Here is a 20,519-nt window from a genome sequence, read left to right as displayed (position 1 = left end):
GGCTTGCTTCAAGCTCCCGTCCCCGGTGTACCCCCGCGCCTCAAACCGCCGAGAGAGAGGGGTCACCACATGCCTGTCCTGCTACCGACGCCTCGCCCGCGCGCCCGCACGTCGCCAACATCAGACCATGCCGTCGTGATCGCCGGCGGCGGGCCGACCGGATTGATGTTGGCGGCGGAGCTGGCGCTCGCCGGATGCGATGTCGCGATTCTCGAGCGCCGCGCCAGCCAGAACCTCACCGGCACGCGCGCGGGCGGCCTGCACGCGCGCAGCATCGAGATCCTCGATCAGCGCGGCGTTGCCGATCGCTTCCTGCGCGAAGGGACGATCACGCAGCTCGCGGGCTTTGCCTGGACGCGGTTCGACATCAGCGATCTGCCCACGCCTCACCCTTACGGGCTTGCGCTGCGGCAGAGCCACATCGAGCGCATCCTCGCTGATTGGGTCGAGCAGCTCGGAGTTTCCATCTATCGGGGCCGCGAGGTAACAAGCCTGGTGCAGGACTTAACCGGCGTCGACGTGACGCTCGCCAGCGGCGAGAGCCTGCGCGCGGATTATCTGGTCGGCTGCGACGGCGGGCGCAGCCTGGTCCGAAAGGCGGCGGGCCTCACTTTTGCCGGCACGGATCCGACGCTCAGCAATCTCATGGCCGAGGTCGAGATACATGAGGTGCCGCAATGGGGCCTGCGTCACGATGGCCTCGGCTTTCACGGTCTCAGCAAGACGGAGAACGGACGCGTGCTGGTCGTCATAACGGAAGCAACACTCGATCGTAGCGGCGAGCCTTCTTTGCGCGATCTGAGCGAGGGGCTGATCGCCGTGTACGGCACGGACTTCGGCGTCCACAATCCGTCCTGGATCTCGCGCTTCACCGATGCGGCACGCCAGGCCGTCAGATATCGCAAAGAACGCGTGCTGCTCGCCGGCGATGCCGCGCACATCCATCATTCCATCGGCGGACAGGGCCTCAACACCGGCTTGCAGGATGCCGTCAATCTCGGCTGGAAGCTGGCGCAGGTGGTGAAGGGCATTTCGCCCGACCGCCTGCTGGACAGCTATCACGCCGAACGCCATCCCGTGGCTGCGCGCGTCTTGCGCAACACCAGGGCGCAGATCGCCCTGCTCCGCCGCAACGACGACGGCCGCAAGGCCGCGCTCGAAATCGTCTCAGAGCTGCTCGCAATGGAGGAGCCCCGCAAGCGCTATGGCGCAATGATGAGCGGGCTCGATATCAGCTATGATCTCGGCGGCGCGCATCCCTTGCTCGGCCGCCGCATGCCCGATCTGGCGTTGACCGTCGCGGGGCGGCCGATGCGGCTGTTCACGCTGCTGCACGATGGGCGCGGCTTCCTACTCGATTTCGGCAGTCCTGTCAGGCTGGACATCTCGCCCTGGGCCGATCGTGTCCCACGTATCGATGCCATTTACGACGGCGCATGGGAGCTCCCTTGCATCGGAGCGATTGCCGCACCGACAGCGGTGCTGGTGCGGCCCGACGGGCATGTGGCGTGGGTGGGCGAGGAGAGCGGAGGCGGACTCGCGGAGGCGCTCACGACCTGGTTCGGCGCAGCGTAGGATCATTGCAGCAGCCAAAACAGCAAGCCCGGCGGGCTTGCTGTTTTGTTCAAAAGTGCACTTTGGATTCAGCCGTCGCGTAAAATGAGTAAGTGGCTCAAAGGCTGCAAATAGCGCTTGAAAACAGCACGAAGATTTCTCGGCCGACCTATCAAATGATGAGGACTCCTTGCAAGACGGGTCGTACGGTTAACCATCACCGCAAGGCCCCCGGCAGATATCGGTGATGAGAACGCCCGATCGCGCTCCCGCCTTCTCGAACATGGGAGCATCGCCATGTTGAAGCGGCGTCGTTTCAAGCAGACCAAGACACTTCACCAGAGGCTTCAAGAGGAAGCCGCGCAATTGCGCGAGCAGGCGCGCGCGCTCGCGCCGGGACGTCGCCGCGAGATGCTGCTGCGCCGCGCGCGGCAGGACGAGACGGCGATGCAGATCGAGGCCTGGCTGCATTCGCCCGGCCTGAGGGCGCCGACATGAGCGAGCATATCGCGCCTATCTGGCCGGCGAAGACGGCGGCTTCTGTCTATGCCGCGCGCGACAGCTGCGCCGTCTGCCCGATCCGCGCTTCCAGCAAGGCGATCGAGGTCCGTAAATTGTCGCGGCGCTCCCGCATATTCAACGCCAGCATCGAATAAGTGGGGCTGCGAGGATCGGCATTGCCGGCATTGCGCTCCTCCTCGGCAATATCGCCGTCCAGCATCTGGATCCGCCAGTGCAGGTCGGAGATCAGGGCATGGAGCTGCAGGGACGCGGTCGCTTCAAAACGGGACGTTGACTGCATGTGATCGCCTCAATCTGAAACGGCCCGAAGGGCCGGGCCGGATTAAGACGTCTCATAGCAAGAGGGATGCCAGCCCTTGGAAGAGACCCGAAAGGTCAAGCTTGCCTCATTCCTCGGCCAGCTTCCGCTCGATATAGGCGTCAACCGTCTCGGCGAACGAGCGCTGCACGCCAACCGAAGTGACATGAAGCTCGAGCGCGTCCTGCTGGAGCACGCGCAGGCCGCGCCGACGTGCGCAGACCGGGGCCATGGCGAGGTAGTCGTCGATGGCATCGGTCGCCAGCGGGATGCCTTTCGGATCTCCCCGCGCGATCAGCAAACGCAGAAAGCTCAGGCAATCGGCCAGACCCGGCATGGGTTCGCCTTCAGCCTTGCCGCGATTTCGGCTTGGGCTTGCTGACGGGCTGGGTATGAGTCCCGAACAGGGCCAGCAGCAACGCGACTTCTTCCTTCGAACCGATCTGGATCATGAGTTGTCTCCTTATCGCTCCGTTGGTCGGGCCTATCAGCGATCGAGTTCAGGACGATCTGGTTTCAGGATTGTTTCAGGACGGTTTCGTCGTTAGAGCATGATCCGGACCCGAAGGGCCGCGTTCGCGCAAAGTGTGAAGGGGGTTTTCCCTCGCGACATCAGCGGAACGCGTTTGCGCGGAGATCATGCTCAAACAACGCGGCGATGTCCTGTCTTCAGCTGCCCGGCTGCCAGCCGACGATCGCACCGACCAGGCACAGCAGCGCGCCGCCGGCCGTGCCGACCATCTGCATCCAATAGCGGATCGGCATGGTGTCGCGGTAAAACTCCTGCCGCGACCATCTCGACCAATCCCACCAGTCGTCGCTGACGAACAGGATCTTGCGCTCGACATAGCCGTACCAGGCCTTGCGGACGCAGTAGATGCCGAGCCCGAACGCAGCAAGACGATAGAGCAGATCAAGAGCGGGGCTCATGCCAGCATCCGGCCAAAGATAACAGTCACCAAGGCAACATCTCTGCCTGTCTTGGTGTCGCCGGAGGCGATGCGGGTTCAATCGGGCGGCTGCCCCCAATCCAAGGATGAAGTCATTTCGCCCGCTCACTGGAAAGGCGGGTAGCTTGCCCGTAGCTGCGGCAGCCATGGGTCGGCAGGCAAAAAGCTCCCGCCTTCGGAGTCTAAGGGAAGAACGGAGGGAACGTTGCCGCCCCCAACGCTACTAGAGGCACCCGAAGGCGGGGCCGCAAAGGGCTTAAGTTTACCAACGGAGGACGACTGCAATATTTTCGCCGGCCTCCACCGCAAACGATACCAAGCCTCACGGAAGACCTCAAGATCGGACCGGTGCCGTACTCATCCGGATACTGGCAATTTAGCTTCGACATCGGAACTGAGTGGTGAGATGCCGAGTTTTCCCGGCACTTGATGAGGAACAAACGACGCGCCCCCCGGGAGGGTGGTTGGCCCCGGCTTTTGCAAAAGCCGGGGCCTCTTCATTTGGAAAGCTGTTTAGGAACGATATCGCTACTACCAAGTTTTCCCGGTGCCCTTCCCCAAAGGGTGACCCCAAGTCGGCCCCAGCTCCATCGCCCCCACTACGTGAGCTGGGGCCTTTTTAGGCACCCCGCAGAGTTTGAAAGCGCGCGAACTTGTGTTCGACCTCTTCTCCCACCTCCAGCCGATTGCCTGGTGATGTGCTCAGCCGCAAGCAGCTTTAGGGCGAGCGTAGGGGAATGCCTCAGGGCTGCAGCAGTGAGAGGAGCCTTTGGCGGTCTTGATCGCGCAGGCGCTGAGCTTCACGCAGCCGTTCCAGCTCCCTTTCAGCAGCCGAAGTATTCTCGCCTTCCTTTTTCAAGTCGAGCACCAGCCGCTCCTGTTCTGCAAGCTGTCGCTCTCCTGCCACCACGTCGCGCTCAACGCGGCTCAACTCATCATAGATCGAGGTTCTGTCCATCGAAGTGCTCCTCAGTGCAAGATCAACCCCGATCCGGATTTCACCGTTCCCTTTCTTATTGCCAAATTTCCCCGATGCTTTGCCGCGAGGTCGGAAGACGAAAAAACGACTCCTTGGAACGCCGCGTCATGGTAATGATTGAGCAAAGAGCGAACTCTTCGGAGGAAGACAGCGATGCGTTCGATTTTGGCCTTGAGCGTCCTGCTGAGCCTGTGCGGCATCGCGAACGCGGCAAGCGTGCATCACGGGCACCACCGGCACGCGGCGGTTCGTCCCCATCACCACATGTACCCGTCAGGCTTTGCCTATGCGCCGCGGCAATATTATCGGTCCGCCAACCCCTGTGACAGGCCAGAACCATATTACGGCGCTTGCCAGGGTTACGCGCCCGGCGAAAAGCAGCAATTTCTCGAGAGCGTGCTCAACCCTTATTAGCTGAGAGCCGCAAGTGAGAAACTCGTAGCGCCGCTTCTCTAACGGTGACCTAGTCTCACTGGAACGAATCAATCTTTAATCGAATGCACCCTTGCGGATTCGGCGAGACGAAATCTCTTCGCGCCATGTTGGCACATGTCCGTTCTCGCGTGAGGGAGCCATGTACTACATCGCAGGCTTATTGCTTGGGCTGTCGGGACTGTTCTATTCGGCCGGCCATCACGAGCTCGGCTCGTTCGGGGCTTATGTATGCCGCTATGGCGGCCTGTTCTGCGACAGCCCGGCAGTCGTCTTCACCGGCGCGGCGCTCTCCGCCGCCTGGGGCATGTTCGTCAGCATCAAGTAGGGATCGCGGGTCGCACCGCGAGCTCCTTGCGGACGGCGGCCGCCGAATTCCCCACCTTGTCGACGGCCTGTTGCAGCTCCTCCCTGGAGACGCCGAGCGCATGGCTCCAGTACTTGACCTCCCAGGCCTCGTGCATGTTGATCTTGCTGCGATCCGGCTGCTCGCGCTTCGTCAGGCGATCCATTGCGACGTCCTCCTCGGAAAAGAAGAACGTCGCCACGCCCGCCACGTTCCGAAGCAGAGCTGGGTGAAAATTCGTACAGCCAATGTAATTCGGAAAATCAGCTCAGACGTCGGCCGCTGTAGGCCCGCCGCCAACGAAACCTGCGACCGACTTGATAAATGTTAGTCGCGGGTGCGGTTGGGCTCGCCGCACTTAACATTTGTTGGATTTGCCTCTTTCGCTAACGCATCGTCCACAATGTTGAGAGGCGGGAGCGGCATGATTTAACCTTTGTTGTCAACAGCACGCCGGAGTCTATGCTTTTTGGCCGTCACGCGCTCAGTCGCGTGGGGGAATCGAGTGCCGTGACAAGCGACATGATCTGGGCGCCGCTGTTTCAGCGCCTGAAAACGACGACCGGCGCGGACGACAGGGATTTGGAAGCACTCGCGGCGCTGCCGTTCACGCTCCGCACCTTTCGGGAAAACCAAGCCGTGCTGCGCGACGGCGAACAGCCGAGCGAATGCTGCCTGATCGCCGACGGCTTCTGCTTCCGCTCCAAGACGATCGTGGACGGCAGGCGCCAGATCCTCTCGATCCACATTCCCGGCGACCTGCCGAACCTGCAGAACCTCCACTTCCCCACCGTCGACCACGACCTGATCGCGCTGTCCGATTGCACGCTGGCCTTCATCGCCCACAAGGCGCTGAACGACCTCATCAGCCAGCGATCCGGTGTCGGCGACATGTTCTGGCGCGACACGCTGGTGGATGCCGCGGTGTCGCGGGAATGGATCGTCAATGTCGGCCAGCGCGCGACTCACAACCGGCTTGCCCATCTGATCGTCGAGTTGCGCGAACGGCTGCGCCTGATCGGCCGCGTGATCGACAATACCTTCGAAATCCCGTTGACGCAGGAGCAGTTCGGCGAAGCCATGGGCGTGACGAGCGTGCACACCAACCGCATCCTGCGCGAACTACGAATCGACGGCGTGCTGGAGCTCCAGCGCGGCACGGTGCGGATCCTCAACGAGCACAAGCTGCAGGAGCTCGCCCAGTTCGACGGCCGCTATCTGCAGATGTCGCCGTCGTCCTAGAAGCATGCTCCGGAGAAAGTTGCGGACCGCCGCAAGCGGGCGTCATGCCCTGTTCTTGACGTGGAGGTAGACCAGCCAGAACCGGGCCATGGAACTTTCCGGCCATGATCGAGCTTAAACCTTGAATTCGCAATTTCCGGAAGGTGTGCCCTGTCGAACCGATCCAAACTTCAAGCCTCCGCGCGCGATAGCGCCGTCGCTCCGACAAAGGCGGCGCCGACGCTGCTGCAACGGCTTGGGCCGGGCCTGATCACGGGAGCGGCCGACGACGATCCGTCGGGCATCGCCACCTATTCCCAGGCCGGCGCGCAGTTCGGCTATGGTCTGCTCTGGACGGTGTTCCTGACCACGCCGTTCATGATCGCCATTCAGCTGGTCAGCGCGCAGATCGGTCGGGTCACCGGCAAGGGACTCGCGGCGAATGTAAAAGAGCTCGCTCCGCGCTGGATCGTGATGGCGCTTGTGGGTCTGCTCGTTGCCGCGAACACCTTCAACATCGCCGCCGACATCGCCGCGATGGCGGAGGCGCTCTCGCTGGTCGTCGGCGGGCTCAATCACGAGCATGCGTTGATCTTCGCGGCCGGCTCGACCCTGCTCCAGGTCTTCCTGCCCTATCGCCGCTACTCCCCGGTGCTGAAATTCCTGACATTGACGCTGTTCGCCTATGTCGCGACCGCCTTCACGGTGGAGATTCCGTGGAGCAAAGCGCTGCTGTCGGCGGTATGGCCGAAGGCGAATGTCAGCGCCGATTATTTCATGATGGTGGTCGCAGTGCTCGGCACCACCATCAGCCCCTATCTGTTTTTCTGGCAGGCCTCCCAGGAGGTGGAGGAAATGAACCTCGGCATGCGCGACCGACCGCTCCGCGAGGAGACACGACGTGCCAGCGACCATCCCGAGCTCACGCGCATCAGGGTCGATACGACGCTCGGCATGCTGCTGTCGAACGGCATCGCCTTCTTCATCATCCTGACCACGGCCTCGGTGCTGAACGCCAACGGCGTCACCAACATCAACTCGGCGACGGAAGCGGCCGAAGCGCTGCGGCCGCTCGCCGGCGACTTCACCTTCGCGCTGTTCGCGCTCGGCATCATCGGCACGGGCCTGCTGGCAATTCCGGTGCTGGCTGGCTCGGCGGCTTATGGCGTGGCGGAAATCTTCGGCTGGCGCGCGACGCTGGAGGCAAGGCCGGAGAAGGCGGTCGGCTTCTATACCATCATCGCGGCCGCGACCATCATCGGCTTCGGGCTCGGCTTTACCGGGATCGACTCGATCCACATGCTGGTGTGGAGCGCCGTGCTCAACGGCATCGTCGCGGTCCCCATCATGGCGATGATGATGGTGATCGTCTCGAGCAGGGCCGTCATGGGCCGCTTCAAGGCGAGACGCTGGCTGGTCGTGCTGGGCTGGCTCGGCACCGCCCTGATGGCGCTGGCCGTCCTCGCCCTGCTCGCCTCGTCGGTGATAGGCTAGACCGGCGAGAGCGCCGCCGATATCTGCGAGGCGATGATGAAGGCCGCAATCACGGCCGGCACACTGATGAACCGCAAGAACTGGTCGACTGAAAGCATTGTTGTCTCCCCAAAGACAAAGCGCCCTCGCTCGCGCGCGCTACTCCACCCCTTGCGCGACGTTCTGATCGGCTGTGAGCAACCGATCGGAAATGGCGGCCCCCCCTCATCGTGAGGAGCGCCGGAACCGAAATCATGGCTAAGAACTGCATGCGTCCTTGATCGGGTCCGATTGTGGCCAAAAAAGTCAGGGCTTGGCGCATTTCGGGACCATCCCAAGAAACATCATTCCCACTGGATTCTACGGGCCTCCTGCCAGAAGGCTCAAACTTCGATGGCTGGGCAAGCATTTGCGGGCTTCACCGCACTCGGCCGTTAGCCTAACAATTGTGGCTGGGCCCGAGCTTGCGACCGGGACCACAAAACCAATAGCGCCCTTGCCGGGCGACAGGGAGCGACATGGCAAAATCATCAAAAGCAACAAGTCTCGAGATCCTTGCCTGTGATGCAGGCTGGAGAAACTATCACTTCGTCAAGGTGACGACGGAAGACGGCGTCGTCGGCTGGAGCGAGTTCGACGAGGGTTTTGGCTCGCCCGGCGTCGGTGCGGCGATCCAGCGCCTGTCGGCGCGCGTGATCGGCCAGAATGTCTTCGAGCATGAGCGTATCCATGCCGAGCTGTTTGCCGCCACCCGCCCTGCCGCCGGCGGCGTTGTGGCGCAGGCGCTGGGCGCGATCGAGAATGCGTTGCTTGATGCCAAGGCCAAGTGCCTGGGCGTGCCCTGCTATGAGCTTCTCGGCGGCAAGATCCGCGACCGCGTCAGGGTCTATTGGTCCCACTGCGCCACTTGGCGGATCAATCATCCCTCCTGGTACAAGCCGCCGATCGAAAATCTCGACGGCGTCAAGGCCATGGGGCGTGAGGTGCGCGAGAAGAAATTCACCGCGCTAAAGACCAACATCTTTTCCTATGACGACGGCAAACCCACGGGCTGGCGGCCCGGCTTCGGCTCGCCCTTTGCGCCCGAGATCAATGTCGACCGCAAGATCCTGCGCGACCTGCGCATGCATCTCGAGGCAATACGCGACGGCGCGGGCCCTGATGTCGACATCTTGCTCGACTGCAATTTCAACGCCAAGACTGAAGGCTATTTGAAGATCCTGCGGGAGATCGCCGATCTCGACATGTTCTGGATCGAGATCGACAGCTTTAATCCGGAGGCCCTCGGCTACATCCGCCGGCAGAGCCCGCATCCGATCTCATCCTGCGAAACGCTGCTCGGCCTGCGCGAATTCCTGCCCTATTTCCGCGAGCAGGCAATGGACGTCGCCATCATCGACACGCCCTGGAATGGTGTGTGGCAGTCGATGAAGATCGCCTCAGCGGCGGAAGCCTTCGAGGTCAACGTCGCGCCGCATAATTTCTACGGGCACCTCTGCTCGATGATGAACGCGCATTTCTGCGCGGCGGTGCCGAACCTGCGCATCATGGAGATCGACATCGACCGCCTCGCCTGGGATCGCGAACTGTTCACGCATGAACCGGACATCCAGAACGGCCATCTGATCATTCCTGATAGGCCCGGCTGGGGCACCGAGCCCAACGAGGAGGCGCTTCGCGCGCATCCGCCAAAGACGACAGGCGGGCTCCTCAGTTACGGCCGCAAGAGCTGACCGCCAGGTCATGATCCGGAAAAGTGTGAAGCGGTTTTCCGAAAAGATCATGCTCAAACAAAGAGCTAAAGCGCGATGACGATTCGTCCTAATCGCATCTCGCTTTAAGGTGTCACCGGATTGACGGTCGGGGATGTCTTCGGCCCCGGCCGTTCCGGTTCGACTGGCGATTTCGGTTCGGTCGGAAGCACCTTGGCGCCCGCCGCGCGGGCGGCTTCGCCTGTGGTCGCATACATCGCGACATAAGCCGGCTGGGTCTTGGCGCGACTCCACGGCCCGTGGTCAACGATCAGCATCGCAGCAATCGTCACAGCGGCCACGATCATCGCGATCACGCCGGGGTGCCGAAGTGCTATTGAGAGGGAATTTGCGAAGCGAGCTGTGGCCATCGGAAAAACTGCACCTTTTCTCTCGTGGATCAACGCAAAGCGGGCCCGACGAGTTCCGGTATCGGATCGGCAAGTTCCGAGCCAATGCGAGGGGAACTCACAGGCAACTCTGCTCAACGCTTGACGTCGGGCCGCGCGTCGCCAACAAATTTGTCGCGGTTTGGCATTTTGATCGCTGCGAGCGACTTGGCATCGAGCGTGGCATCATCTCGCACCAATCCGTTCAAGCTTAGGATGTAGGCCGACACTGCGTACACGTCTTCATTGCTGAGCGATTGCGGCGCGTTCTGCGGCATCGCGCGGCGAATATAGTCGAACAATGTTGGCGAATAAGGCCAGTAACTCCCGACCGTCCGGATCGGCCTTGGTGTCCCGATTGTGCCTTGTCCGCCAACGAGTCTGTCGCCAATAGCGCCCTCGCCCTTCTCGCCGTGGCACGAGGCGCATTGTTGAGCGAATATATCCCGTCCCTGGCTGACCGAACCGCGGCCTGCCGGCAGATTGCTGCCGTCACGTCCGACGTCGATATTCCAGCCCGCAATCTCCGCTGCGGTGGCCTGCCGCCCAATGCCATAGGTGCTTTGCGCCTGCGCGCTGCTCGCCCAGATCAAGAATACGAGAACAACGCCGCAGATCTCACGCCAGCGCATTGGTCACCTCCCCGTCGGCACTGATGCGCCAGGGCCAGATTGCATTGTTGTGGTAGAAATAGTTCTCGCCGCGTACTGCGAGCAGCTCGGCGAGCGTCGGCTGCACATAGCCGGTCTCGTCGACCGCACGGCTCTGGATCACCGCCGGCTTGCCGTCCCATCGCCAGGGCAAGCGGAAGCGCGTGAGCGCGCGCGTCAGCACCGGCTCCTGCACCAGCGCATCCTGCCAACTCCTGCCGTCATCGACCGACACCTCGACTCGCCGGATCTTGCCGTGGCCGCTCCAGGCGATTCCGGTAATTTCGTGGAAGCCCGTTGCGTTGAGGCGCTGACCACCCGAGGGACGGGTGATGATCGACTTCGCCTCCATGTAGAAAGAGAACTCACGCGCCGTGCCATCAGGCAGAAGATCGGTGTATTTCGAGGTCTCTTCGCGCGAGTAAGCGGGCTCCGCCGTCACGTGCAGGCGTCGCAGCCATTTCACATTCATATTGCCTTCGAAGCCGGGCAAAAGCAGCCGCAACGGATAACCCTGCTGCGGCCGGAGCCGCTCGCCGTTCTGGCTGTAGACGAGCATGGCGTCCTCGAGGCATTTCTCGATGGGGATGCTGCGGGTCAGCGCGGCGGCGTCGGCGCCTTCGGCGATGATCCATTTGGCTTCCGGCTTCAGCCCGGCCTCCTGAAGCACCAGTTTCAGGCTCACGCCGGTCCATTCCGCACAACTTAGCAGACCCACGAGGTCCGATGCGGTTTTGCCATAAGGCTTGGTGTAACCGGGATTGCCGGAGCATTCGAGAAAGTGGATGCGCGATTCCGACGGAAAACGCCTGAGATCATCCATGGTAAAGATCAGAGGGCGCTCGACGAGGCCGTGAAGCATCAAGCGATGTTGTGCCGGATCGATGGTCGGCACACCGCCGTGGTGGCGCTCGTAGAACAGCCCGTTCGGCGTGATGATGCCATCGAGATCCTGCAACGGCGTGCGGCCGGACGCGGAGATGTACTGTTTGAGGTTCTTCGAGATGTTCTTGACCACGCCCTTCTCGAACGGCGACGGCGCACCATAGGGCTGGCGCCCCATGGGATCGCCGGGCGCCTTCATCCAATCGGGCACGTTGGGCGGAAGGTTGTCCGTCTCCGCCGCCGTCGACGCACCAGCTCCAAGGACAACGCCGCCCGCCGCGGCGCCGCCACTTTGCAGGAAGCGTCGGCGTGTGGTCCCGATGGGTTTGTCGCTTGTGTGGATCTTGTTGCTCATGGCGGGCCCTCTGCTGAAGCTCGGCCCGCATGAAACCTGCCGCGAAGCGCGTTTGCAATTAGCGCGCATTTCAAAAGCAGGCGATCTCGATCAAGACTGGTCCAGTTTCACCGGCCGTGACAGCAGTTCCATTCCGTGCAGCGCACAAACGGTGCGTGCGTCACTCGCCCGGCGCGATTGCGTTGCTGGGCGTCGGCCGATCGGTGATCTGCTGGCCGAACAGGCTGCCAATCAGTTCGACCGCGGTGCGCGCGGTGCGCCCGCGCTCGTCCAGGAACGGGTTGAGCTCGACGATGTCGACAGATCCCACAACCCCGGAATCATGCAGCAACTCCATGATCAGATGCGCCTCGCGATAGGTCGCGCCTCCCGGCACCGTGGTGCCGACGCCGGGCGCGACGCAGGGATCGAGAAAATCGACATCGAAGCTGACATGCAGCACGCCGTTGTCCGCCTTGACGCGCTCGATCACGCGCCGGATCAGCACTGCAACGCCGAACTCGTCGATCTGACGCATGTCGACGACCCTGATCCGGCGGGCGCGCATCAGCTCCTTTTCGAGCTTGTCGATTGAACGCGCGCCGAACAGATCGAGCCTGCCAGGATCAATCGAGGCGCGTGCATCATCGCCCAGGAGGCCATCGAGGCCTGCCTCGCCGCACAGGAACGCGGCCGACATGCCGTGCATGTTGGCTGTAATCGTCGTCTCGGGCGTGTTGTAGTCGGCATGCGCGTCGAGCCAAAGCACGAACAGATCGCGTCCATGCTCCCGCCAATGGCGCGCCATGGCGTTGACCGATCCCATCGACAAGGTGTGATCGCCTCCCAGGAAGATTGGCAATGCGCCAGTTTGCGCGATTTCATAGCCGCGACGGCTGAGCACACGCGTCCAGCGCTGGATTTCGCGGTAATGATTGGCCTTTGCCGGCGGCCTGTCGGCGAGATCCCTGATCTCGGCCACCGAGAGATCGCCATAGTCGACGACTTCGAAATCCAGGCTTTCGAGCAGGGTTGCAAGGCCGGCGGTCCGCAGCGCGGCGGGGCCCATCAAGGTGCCGCGCTGCGAGGCGCCCATGTCGATGGGCGCGCCCAGCAACGCGATGCGCCGGGCTCGATCCGTGATGGTTCGATCGGTCACGGCAATCTCCTGAGGTCAGCAAGGCTGCACTAGCGTAACAGAGATTCGCATCCGGCGTTTCACGGGGGAGCCGGAACAAATTCCCGCGCGCGGCATTTTCCCACCAAGGCCGGTACCCGCCGTTCAAGACGGCGCCTGTCGCGGATAGCCAAAGGCCCTCGGGCCCGCTGTTCAAAACGAGCGCACGCGCGGATAGCCAAAGGTACCGGTCTCCGTCCTTCCGTCAGGTTCTGGAGGTCGCGAGCTTGAGCACGGACATACCGCAGCCCAATCCCCAGCCCGGCATGGCCGAGCGCGCCATCGATGCAGCGACCGACGTGTCGCACACCATCGGCGAGGTCGCAGGAGGCCTGCATGCCGCCGTCGATCGCCTCACTTACGCGATCGACGAAGCGCGAAAGCCGGGCCGGCCGCTTTCAACGGTGGCGGCGATCACGCGCGAGGCCCCCCTGGCCAGCCTGTTCGTCGCATTCCTCTTTGGCGTCGCAATCGCGCGCCGGCGCTGACGATCGGTTCAGGCGGCGCTGACGGCTTCGAGCTCGGCCGCCAAGAAGGTCTTTTCGAACGCGTCGGCAGGCATCGGGCGACCGAAGAAATAGCCTTGCCCTTCTTCGCAGCCCATACCGACCAGGAAGTCGGCCGTAGCGCGGTTCTCGATTCCTTCGGCAACAACCGTCAAGCCGAGCTGCTTGCTGAGGCCGATGGTCGAGCCGACAATGGCGGCATCGTCGGAATCGGCGAGCAGATCGATCACAAAAGAGCGGTCAATCTTGAGCCCGTCGAGGGGAAATTTCTTCAGATAGCTCAGGCTTGCATAGCCCGTTCCGAAATCGTCGAACAGAATGCGTACGCCGAGTTGCTGGATGCGCTTGAACATGTCGAGCACCCGGACCTCGTCGTGCAGCAGGACATCCTCGGTAACTTCGATCTCGAGCAGCGAGGGAGTAAGTCCCGTCGTTCTCAGCAGCTCCGCAACGGAATGCGCAAGATCGCCGGAGTGGAGCTGCGATGGCGAGAGATTGATTGCGACGCGGACCGCATTTCCCGACAATTCCCACGCGCGCGCCTGCCGGGCGGCGGTCTCCATCACCCAGCCCGCGATCCGCTCGGACAGCGCCGAGGTGTTGACCACCGGCATGAACTCGCCCGGCGAGACGTAGCCGCGCATCGGGTGACGCCAGCGGATCAACGCTTCGGCTCCGACCAGGCTGCCGTCGATCAGGCGGACCTGGGGTTGATAGAACAGCTCGAACTCGCCGCGATCCGCCGCAAGCGCCAGTTCGCTCTCCAGCGTCAGCCGGCTTTCCAGCTCCTGCCTGATCGCGCTTTCGAAGATCACATGGCCTCCGCGCCGCGTCAGCTTCGCCTTGGTGAGCGCAAGGTGGGCGTTGCTAAGGAGATCGTCCGCATTCTGTCCCCCGTCGGGATAGACGGCAACACCCATGCTGATCCTGACGCGGTGCTGGCGCGTACCCGTTGCGAGCGGCGCATCGAACGCGCGCACAATCCGCTCGGCGAACGCGGCCACAGGCTCGCCAACGGTGGCGCAATCCGGCGCAATCGCGAACTCGTCACCGCTGAGCCTTGCGACGAGCGCCTTGCCGTCGACTTCGGTCCGCAGGCGCTCGGCCACCGCCCGCAGCACGAGGTCGCCGGCTGCGTGTCCGAGCATGTCGTTGATCTGCTGGAACCCATCGAGTCCGAGCACGAGCAATGCGACCTCGGAGGACCGCCGCTCCGCAGCAGCGATTAGACCGACGAGGCCGGCGTGCAGCGTGTTGCGGTTGGCAAGTCCGGTCAGCGCATCGTATTCGGCGAGATATCTGACACGTTCGGCCTCGCGCTTGCGCACCGAGATGTCGCGCAAGATCGCGCCATACTGGAAGCCGTCCGTTCCCTGCCAGCCCGAAAAGCTCGCCTCGACCGGAAAGGTTTCGCCGTTCTTGCGGCGTCCTTCGAACTCGACGACCACGGCGCCGCCGGGGACCAGCAACGCCTGCCGCGCCGCGTCTCGGATCGCGAAGCCCTTCGCACCGGCTTCCGCCGGAATCGCGCAAAGCGTTTCGAACGGGTGACCGATGATTTCGGTCGGCATATAGCCAAAGATCGCGCTTGCACCGGGATTCCAGACCGTGATCCGATGATGTTCATCGGTGCAGACCAGACCATCGCCGAGCGACATCGCGATACGGTGGAACCGACTTTCGGCGATACGTCCCAAGAGGCTGCGGAAGTCGATCTCGTCCAGCGCGATGGCGGCCAGATAGGCGATGATCGCGATGTGGAAGAGCGAGGTGTCGATGATGAGCGGCCAACGCTGCTGCACCAGGACCGCAGTCAGTTCGATACTGGCGCCGGCTGCAACCAGGATGGCGACGCGGGCGCCGGGCGCAACACGGCGCCAGGAATACATCATCAGTAGACAGATCACGGCAAGGCCGACAATCATGCCGACATCGGACGTCCAGCGCAGCATACGGTTCTGAAGGACCGATTCTGCCGCCAATGCCTGGAGCACAGGTCCCGCGATGATGCGGCCGTTGGGAACGCTGAACCGGTCCCCCAATTCGAACGCGGTAGCACCGACGATGACCTTCTTGTCCCTGAGCTTATCGAGCGCCGCGGCGTCACCCCGCAGCACGTCGACATAAGAAACAACCGGAATAGATCCTGCCCGAATGCTGAAGTCGATCAGGAAAGGCGGACGCCGGTCGACGTTCTGCCCGGCCAAGACGACCGCCATCGACGGCATCTGCGCATCGCCGAGTTTCTCTCCGACCGGGTAGCGGCGAACCAGCCCATCAGATTCAACCGCGACATTGACGACGGCCGGCCATGACTGTCTGCTGAACGGCTTGAGGGGACGATTGATGTGAACCGCACCGCCATTTGGCGTGGGCTGCTTGAAGGACGGCAGGATCGTCGAGCCGCCGACCTTCCGAAGCGCGGTGAGGAACGAATCGTCGGAGGCTGGATCCGAGGGCGTACTGAAATCAATGTCGAAGGCTATATCCTGTGCGCCGGCGGCCTCCAGCCTGTGCAGGAGGTCGGCGTGCAGGCTGCGCGGCCAGGGCCATACGCCGATCTGATCGATCGAGGGGGCATCGATGGCCACCACGACGACGCTACCGGTGGCGGAACGCGACTGCCAGGCGAAGCGCAGATCGGTGAGCGCGTTGCGCAGCGCGCCGTGCCATCCCGTGGACAGCACGACCGCCAGCGCGATCACGACAAGAATATGCGGCCGATAGCGTTTCACCCGATCCTCCCGCGCCCCCGCTCTCGCGGCGGGCGCGCCCCCCATCGCCCCTAGGAAATCGCCTTAGTGATGGTGACCATTCCCGTTGCCGTTGCCATTGCTGCCGTTACCACCACCGTTTCCGTTGCCGTTACCGTTGTTGCCCTTACCGTTGCCGGTGGCAGCATTGTTGTTGGCAGCACTGTTATCGTCGCCTTTGCCGGATTTGTTCTTGCCGTTGGACGATCCACTGTTGCCGGGCGCGTCGCTGGTCGACCCGGCACTGGTCGCAACATTGGTTGTCGCGCTTGACGACGTAGACGAGCCGCCGGCCGCGGATCCACTGCCGCTGACGGTGATCGCCGAGACGCTCGAGCTGTTGGCGGTCGTGGTCGTCGTGCTCGACTTGCCATCGCTCCACACCGTGTCAGTGCTGGCGTTCGCATTGCGCACCCGTCCCGGTGCGACGGCACTATGGGCGAGCCCGTGCGTGACCTTGTGGAAGTTCAGCTTGACCTCGCCGAGCGAGCTCGAGATCCGCACGACGCCAGGCTTGGGCGCGTGAGTTCCGCTTGCCTGATGCGAATGCATCGGCGCGCCTGCGACCTTGATCCCTTTCTCGATCTTGCCAAGCGCATGGATGGCATGGCCATTGGCCGCATCGCGGGGCGCCGACAGACCCGACTTCGGCACGGGGACCCGATCGATCGTCGACGCACGCGGCTTGCCGTGCTCGATCGGATTGAGTGTGCCGGAGCCACTCAGGCTGAGCCCGGGCTTGCCATGCGCGAAGGCGGTGGCCACCTGGCCGGGCATCACCTGGGCGATCTGGCCGGTCTTGAAATCAGACACTTCAACCTGCCCGCGGAGCACGCCGACCTTGGTGCTGCCTGCGCCCACCGTGACGCTGAAATGCGTTCCCTTGACCACGGCGGCGAGGTAGGGCGTCTCGACCTCGAAATGCTTGACGTTGCGCTTCTCGACCTCGAGCAGGATCGAGCCCGCCTGCTGGATGATGGTGGTCGAAAGACCCTCCTTCTTCTCGGCCGGCACGCCGACCACCGAGTTGGGAGAGATCAGGATCGTCTCCTCACCGCGAACGAGCAGGACGCGCCCGTTCCGGCCGGTGCGGATGGTATCCCCCGGCTTCAGTGTCTCTTCCTGGTTCAGCGAGACCTGCTGCGCGCCACTGGTCGCGAGCCAGACCTCGCCCGATGACTTGCTGACCGACCAGACGCCGTCATCCGCGGCGGATGCGACGGATGTGGCTCCCAGGACCAGCGCTACCATCACGGCGCACCGCATTCCAATTCGGACAAGCATAATGACCCTCAGCCGGAGTTACTGCCGAGCCTTCTGCGTATCCGAGATCACTCAAGATTAGCTTAGCGGTAATCCGGGAGTCCGGCGGCCGCATTAACGGATCATTGACCATAAAAAACTAAGAAAAATCATGCAGCTACTGAATCCTTACCGGAACCAGGCGACTTCTCCGTCAAACTACGCAGGACGATCCAGGCATAGCGCCGTGGGACGGCACCTCGCTGCCGCCTTGGTCCTCCTATGGTCGACATTTGCGGGAATCCCCCAATCACTCGCGCAGCAGGCGAACCAGCCGGGATTTAATCCTCTTCAGCCTGAGAAATACTTTGAAAACCAAACCAAGCAGGAATCCCTCGGCCGTCCGCCGGTGAAGCTGCCGTCGGTCGGCGGGCCCAATACCGGCGGGGATACCAAGCCGCAGTTCGTGCTGCGCGACATCGACGTGACCGGCGCCCGGGCCATCCCCCATGATCGCATCGCCGCAGTCTACCGGACCTATCTCGGCAAGCAGATCTCGCAAGCTGACCTCGCGACGATCGCCGGCGCGATCAGCGATCTCTACCGGGTCCAAGGCTTCCATCTGAGCCGGGCGATCGTGCCGGCGCAGGACATTGCCGACGGCCGCGTCCGGATCCAAGTCATCGAAGGCTCGATCGTCGAGGCCGAGCTGAAAGGCGATGGTGCCGAGCAGTTCGGCGTGAGGCCAATGCTCGGGCCGATTCTAGCCGAACAACCGTCGCGCCTGGCAACGCTCGAACGCCAGCTCTACCTCGTCAACGGCCGGCCGGGCGTGCGCATCGCCGACACCTCGCTGGAGGAGATCGGCGGCACGACCGGCCGCTTCCGCCTCACCGTCTATCTGAAGACCTGGCATGTCTTCACCTCGTTCGGCCTGGACAATTTTGGCTCGTCGTCGGTCGGTCCGTGGCAGACCTACGCGACGGGCGCGTTCAACTCCTACCTCGCGCCCGGTGACACTCTCGCCGTCAACCTGTCGACCATTGCCAACGACCCGCGCGAACTCGGCTTCTCTCGGCTGTCCTATGACGCCCCGGTCGGCGTCGACGGCGTTCGGCTCGGTGGATCGGTGCTGTACAGCGCAGTCAGGCCTGGGGATGCGCGGCGCCTCGCCAGTGACATCACCACGACCGAGGCGTTCGAGTTGCATGCCAGCATTATCCCGCTCCAATCCCAATCGTCCACGCTGACCCTGACTGCGGCGACGACCTTCAGCAATGTGTCGGAGCACGATCTGTACGGTCCCTGGTACAACGACCACATCAGAGCCGCGAGCCTCACTGCCGACTACCGGCTGCAAGATGGCTTCGGCGGCACAAACTACGCGACGATGACGTTTCGCCAGGGCCTCGATGTCTTCGGCGCATCGCATGTCGACGACGATCTGTTGTCGCGCGATGGTGCCACCTCGAACTTCTCGGTGCTGAACTTCTGGCTTACACGCTACCAGACGCTCAACGACGCATGGTCGCTCAAGCTGTCTGGGGCGAGCCAGACCGCGTCACGCCCCCTGTTCACTTCGCAGCAATTCTATCTCGGCGGTGCAGCCTTCGGCCGCGGCTATGGCGCGGCCGAGATCAGCGGCGATAACGGTCTTGCCGGCTCGCTCGAGGTGCGTTTCGACCAGAAGCTCAATTTTCGCTACTGGAACGGCTACCAGCTCTACGCTTTTGGCGACGCCGGCACCGTCTGGAACGACGGCTACCGGCTGAGCGACGGCCTGTCGCTGACATCGGCCGGTGCAGGCGTACGGTTCTTCCTGGCGCAGGATCTCCAGGCGGATTTCGGCGTGGCGGTGCCTTTGAGCTACCGCGCGCCGGACAATGAACGGCGCAGCCCGCGCTTCCTGTTCACCCTGTCGAGTGCGTTCCGGCTCTGCCCCGAACGCGGCAGAAATGGCTGCCTTTAGCCGCGTGGCCCTTGTCTTGATGTGGCCTTTTTGCGGTCGTCCTCACAGACTTGCCTAAATTTAATCCCGCAATCTGGTCACGATCGCTCGATCCGGCCGTTTTCAATAGCCATGTTCAGTCAAAAGTGATTGAGACGGAACTCATGAAAAGGGTGTTTGCAATTCTGGCTTTTCTCTGTGTCCTCGCGGCGGGCCAGTACGTTATCGTCAGCAAATTCGCGATCCGGCATGAGATGCTGTCCTTGTTTGACGCCGCGCGTCAGCGGCCGATCTCGGTCGAGATCGCGGTGCGGCGCGACTACGAGACCAAGGCCAATCTCGGTCTTTGGAAGCTTCCGGTCGCCATCATCAGCAACGGCAACACGGTCAAGGCCACCGAATATTCCTTCCTTGCCAACGTCCTTGCGGCGCGTGGCTATCTGGTCGCCAGCATCCAGCAGGATCTGCCGAGCGATCCGCCCCTGATGACCCATGTCGGCCAGAAATATGTCGGCCGCCGCGAGGTCTATATCCGCTGCGAGGCCAACATCCTCTTCGTGCTGAATACATTGAAGGGGCGGCAGGAGAATGCCGACTACGACCACATCACGCTCGTCGGTCATTCCAACGGCGGCGACGTCTCCATGTATGTCGCGCAGCAGCATCCCGAACTGGTGTCGAAGGTGATTACGCTCGACAATCTCAGGGTGCCGTTCGTCCTCAACGACCGCATGAAGATTCTGTCGTTCCGCTCCAAGGATCCGCATTTCCTGACCGACCCCGGCGTGCTGCCGACGCCGGAAGAGGCCAAGGCGCGGGGCATCGACATTGTCCATACCGGGGCTCAACACACCGAGATGAGCGATCGTGGGCCCGACTCGGTCAAGGAGAAGATCCAGACGACACTTGACCGCTTCCTGCGGGACAGTGCCAGCAGCGCGCTCGCGCCTGCCGATACCACCGCCCCGATGATCATGAACCCCGGCGACTATTAGCCGGGACGCTTTGCGGCAGATCAACGCAACTCCATGCCGGCCGGGATAAATGGCCATGCAGCATTGGAGAGGCACGTGTTACACCATACCGAAAGGCTTGATGCGACCAGGCTC

General features: G+C 62.6%; 21 protein-coding genes. 10 read left to right on the top strand and 11 right to left on the bottom strand.

Annotation, left to right across the window (positions count from 1 at the left end; translation table 11 throughout):
- Positions 1-69: 69 nt before the first annotated feature.
- Positions 70-1,575 (top strand): FAD-dependent monooxygenase, encoded by a 1,506-nt coding sequence (locus tag ACNJX9_RS14155; RefSeq protein WP_439409280.1) that lies wholly within the window; start codon positions 70-72, stop codon positions 1,573-1,575.
- Between the two features lie 276 nt (positions 1,576-1,851).
- Complete coding sequence (locus tag ACNJX9_RS14150; protein WP_271601383.1) at positions 1,852-2,052, top strand: hypothetical protein; 201 nt, start codon at positions 1,852-1,854, stop codon at positions 2,050-2,052.
- 46 nt (positions 2,053-2,098) lie between these two features.
- On the opposite strand, the gene ACNJX9_RS14145 is transcribed toward ACNJX9_RS14150, so the two are convergent.
- The 4 genes from ACNJX9_RS14145 to ACNJX9_RS14130 form a co-directional block, all read right to left on the bottom strand.
- Positions 2,099-2,356, bottom strand: coding sequence for a hypothetical protein (locus ACNJX9_RS14145; protein ID WP_439409279.1), 258 nt, complete (start codon positions 2,354-2,356; stop codon positions 2,099-2,101).
- Positions 2,357-2,462: 106 nt separating this feature from the next.
- The gene (locus ACNJX9_RS14140; protein ID WP_271601385.1) at positions 2,463-2,711 is read right to left on the bottom strand and encodes a hypothetical protein; all 249 of its coding nucleotides are present in this window, start codon (positions 2,709-2,711) and stop codon (positions 2,463-2,465) included.
- Between the two features lie 332 nt (positions 2,712-3,043).
- The gene (locus ACNJX9_RS14135; RefSeq protein ID WP_057749641.1) at positions 3,044-3,304 is read right to left on the bottom strand and encodes a hypothetical protein; all 261 of its coding nucleotides are present in this window, start codon (positions 3,302-3,304) and stop codon (positions 3,044-3,046) included.
- 762 nt (positions 3,305-4,066) lie between these two features.
- The gene (locus ACNJX9_RS14130) at positions 4,067-4,282 is read right to left on the bottom strand and encodes a hypothetical protein (RefSeq protein WP_057749644.1); all 216 of its coding nucleotides are present in this window, start codon (positions 4,280-4,282) and stop codon (positions 4,067-4,069) included.
- A gap of 174 nt (positions 4,283-4,456) precedes the next feature.
- Here ACNJX9_RS14130 and ACNJX9_RS14125 point away from each other — a divergent pair, with 174 nt between their 5' ends.
- Both ACNJX9_RS14125 and ACNJX9_RS14120 read left to right on the top strand, forming a co-directional pair.
- Positions 4,457-4,717 carry a hypothetical protein gene (locus ACNJX9_RS14125; RefSeq protein WP_439409278.1) on the top strand — a complete coding sequence of 87 codons (261 nt, stop codon included), beginning with the start codon at positions 4,457-4,459 and terminating at the stop codon, positions 4,715-4,717.
- A 160-nt stretch (positions 4,718-4,877) separates the two neighbouring features.
- On the top strand, positions 4,878-5,063 hold the full coding sequence (locus ACNJX9_RS14120; protein ID WP_439409277.1) for a hypothetical protein: 186 nt from the start codon (positions 4,878-4,880) through the stop codon (positions 5,061-5,063).
- Here ACNJX9_RS14120 and ACNJX9_RS14115 read toward each other — a convergent pair.
- A complete protein-coding gene (locus tag ACNJX9_RS14115) occupies positions 5,056-5,247 on the bottom strand; it encodes a DUF3606 domain-containing protein (RefSeq protein WP_271617462.1) in 192 nt (63 codons plus the stop codon). The genes ACNJX9_RS14120 and ACNJX9_RS14115 overlap by 8 nt on opposite strands.
- 344 nt (positions 5,248-5,591) lie before the next feature.
- Here ACNJX9_RS14115 and ACNJX9_RS14110 point away from each other — a divergent pair, with 344 nt between their 5' ends.
- The 3 genes from ACNJX9_RS14110 (at position 5,592) to ACNJX9_RS14100 (ending at position 9,508) form a co-directional block, all read left to right on the top strand.
- Entirely contained in the window at positions 5,592-6,323 is a 732-nt protein-coding gene (locus ACNJX9_RS14110; protein WP_439409276.1) for a Crp/Fnr family transcriptional regulator, read from the top strand.
- Positions 6,324-6,545: 222 nt separating this feature from the next.
- On the top strand, positions 6,546-7,796 hold the full coding sequence (locus tag ACNJX9_RS14105; protein ID WP_439410055.1) for an NRAMP family divalent metal transporter: 1,251 nt from the start codon (positions 6,546-6,548) through the stop codon (positions 7,794-7,796).
- A 497-nt stretch (positions 7,797-8,293) separates the two neighbouring features.
- Entirely contained in the window at positions 8,294-9,508 is a 1,215-nt protein-coding gene (locus ACNJX9_RS14100) for a mandelate racemase/muconate lactonizing enzyme family protein (protein WP_057749653.1), read from the top strand.
- Positions 9,509-9,612: 104 nt separating this feature from the next.
- Here ACNJX9_RS14100 and ACNJX9_RS14095 read toward each other — a convergent pair whose 3' ends face one another.
- The 4 genes from ACNJX9_RS14095 to rocF form a co-directional block, all read right to left on the bottom strand.
- Positions 9,613-9,897: a hypothetical protein gene (locus tag ACNJX9_RS14095; RefSeq protein ID WP_439409275.1), complete on the bottom strand. Its 285-nt coding sequence runs from the start codon at positions 9,895-9,897 to the stop codon at positions 9,613-9,615.
- Positions 9,898-10,010: 113 nt separating this feature from the next.
- A complete protein-coding gene (locus ACNJX9_RS14090; RefSeq protein ID WP_439409274.1) occupies positions 10,011-10,547 on the bottom strand; it encodes a c-type cytochrome in 537 nt (178 codons plus the stop codon).
- The gene (soxC, locus tag ACNJX9_RS14085) at positions 10,534-11,805 is read right to left on the bottom strand and encodes a sulfite dehydrogenase (protein WP_439409273.1); all 1,272 of its coding nucleotides are present in this window, start codon (positions 11,803-11,805) and stop codon (positions 10,534-10,536) included. Before soxC ends, ACNJX9_RS14090 begins: the two co-directional genes overlap by 14 nt.
- A 160-nt stretch (positions 11,806-11,965) precedes the next feature.
- Positions 11,966-12,943: an arginase gene (gene rocF, locus ACNJX9_RS14080; RefSeq protein ID WP_057749665.1), complete on the bottom strand. Its 978-nt coding sequence runs from the start codon at positions 12,941-12,943 to the stop codon at positions 11,966-11,968.
- 245 nt (positions 12,944-13,188) lie between these two features.
- Between rocF and ACNJX9_RS14075 the strand changes: the two genes are divergently transcribed.
- On the top strand, positions 13,189-13,449 hold the full coding sequence (locus ACNJX9_RS14075) for a hypothetical protein (protein ID WP_057749668.1): 261 nt from the start codon (positions 13,189-13,191) through the stop codon (positions 13,447-13,449).
- A gap of 8 nt (positions 13,450-13,457) precedes the next feature.
- Here ACNJX9_RS14075 and ACNJX9_RS14070 read toward each other — a convergent pair whose 3' ends face one another.
- Positions 13,458-16,202 (bottom strand): EAL domain-containing protein, encoded by a 2,745-nt coding sequence (locus tag ACNJX9_RS14070; protein ID WP_439409272.1) that lies wholly within the window; start codon positions 16,200-16,202, stop codon positions 13,458-13,460.
- 63 nt (positions 16,203-16,265) lie between these two features.
- Positions 16,266-17,504 carry a FecR family protein gene (locus ACNJX9_RS14065; protein WP_439409271.1) on the bottom strand — a complete coding sequence of 413 codons (1,239 nt, stop codon included), beginning with the start codon at positions 17,502-17,504 and terminating at the stop codon, positions 16,266-16,268.
- A gap of 130 nt (positions 17,505-17,634) precedes the next feature.
- Here ACNJX9_RS14065 and ACNJX9_RS14060 point away from each other — a divergent pair, with 130 nt between their 5' ends.
- Both ACNJX9_RS14060 and ACNJX9_RS14055 read left to right on the top strand, forming a co-directional pair.
- Entirely contained in the window at positions 17,635-19,431 is a 1,797-nt protein-coding gene (locus ACNJX9_RS14060) for a ShlB/FhaC/HecB family hemolysin secretion/activation protein (RefSeq protein ID WP_439409270.1), read from the top strand.
- A gap of 143 nt (positions 19,432-19,574) precedes the next feature.
- Positions 19,575-20,405 (top strand): alpha/beta fold hydrolase, encoded by an 831-nt coding sequence (locus ACNJX9_RS14055; RefSeq protein ID WP_271601399.1) that lies wholly within the window; start codon positions 19,575-19,577, stop codon positions 20,403-20,405.
- Positions 20,406-20,519: the final 114 nt, after the last annotated feature.

It is taken from the genome of Bradyrhizobium sp. BLXBL-03 (genome assembly GCF_051853015.1).
GTDB classification, from domain to species: Bacteria; Pseudomonadota; Alphaproteobacteria; order Rhizobiales; family Xanthobacteraceae; genus Bradyrhizobium; species Bradyrhizobium manausense.
This window is presented reverse-complemented; position numbering and strand designations above follow the sequence as displayed.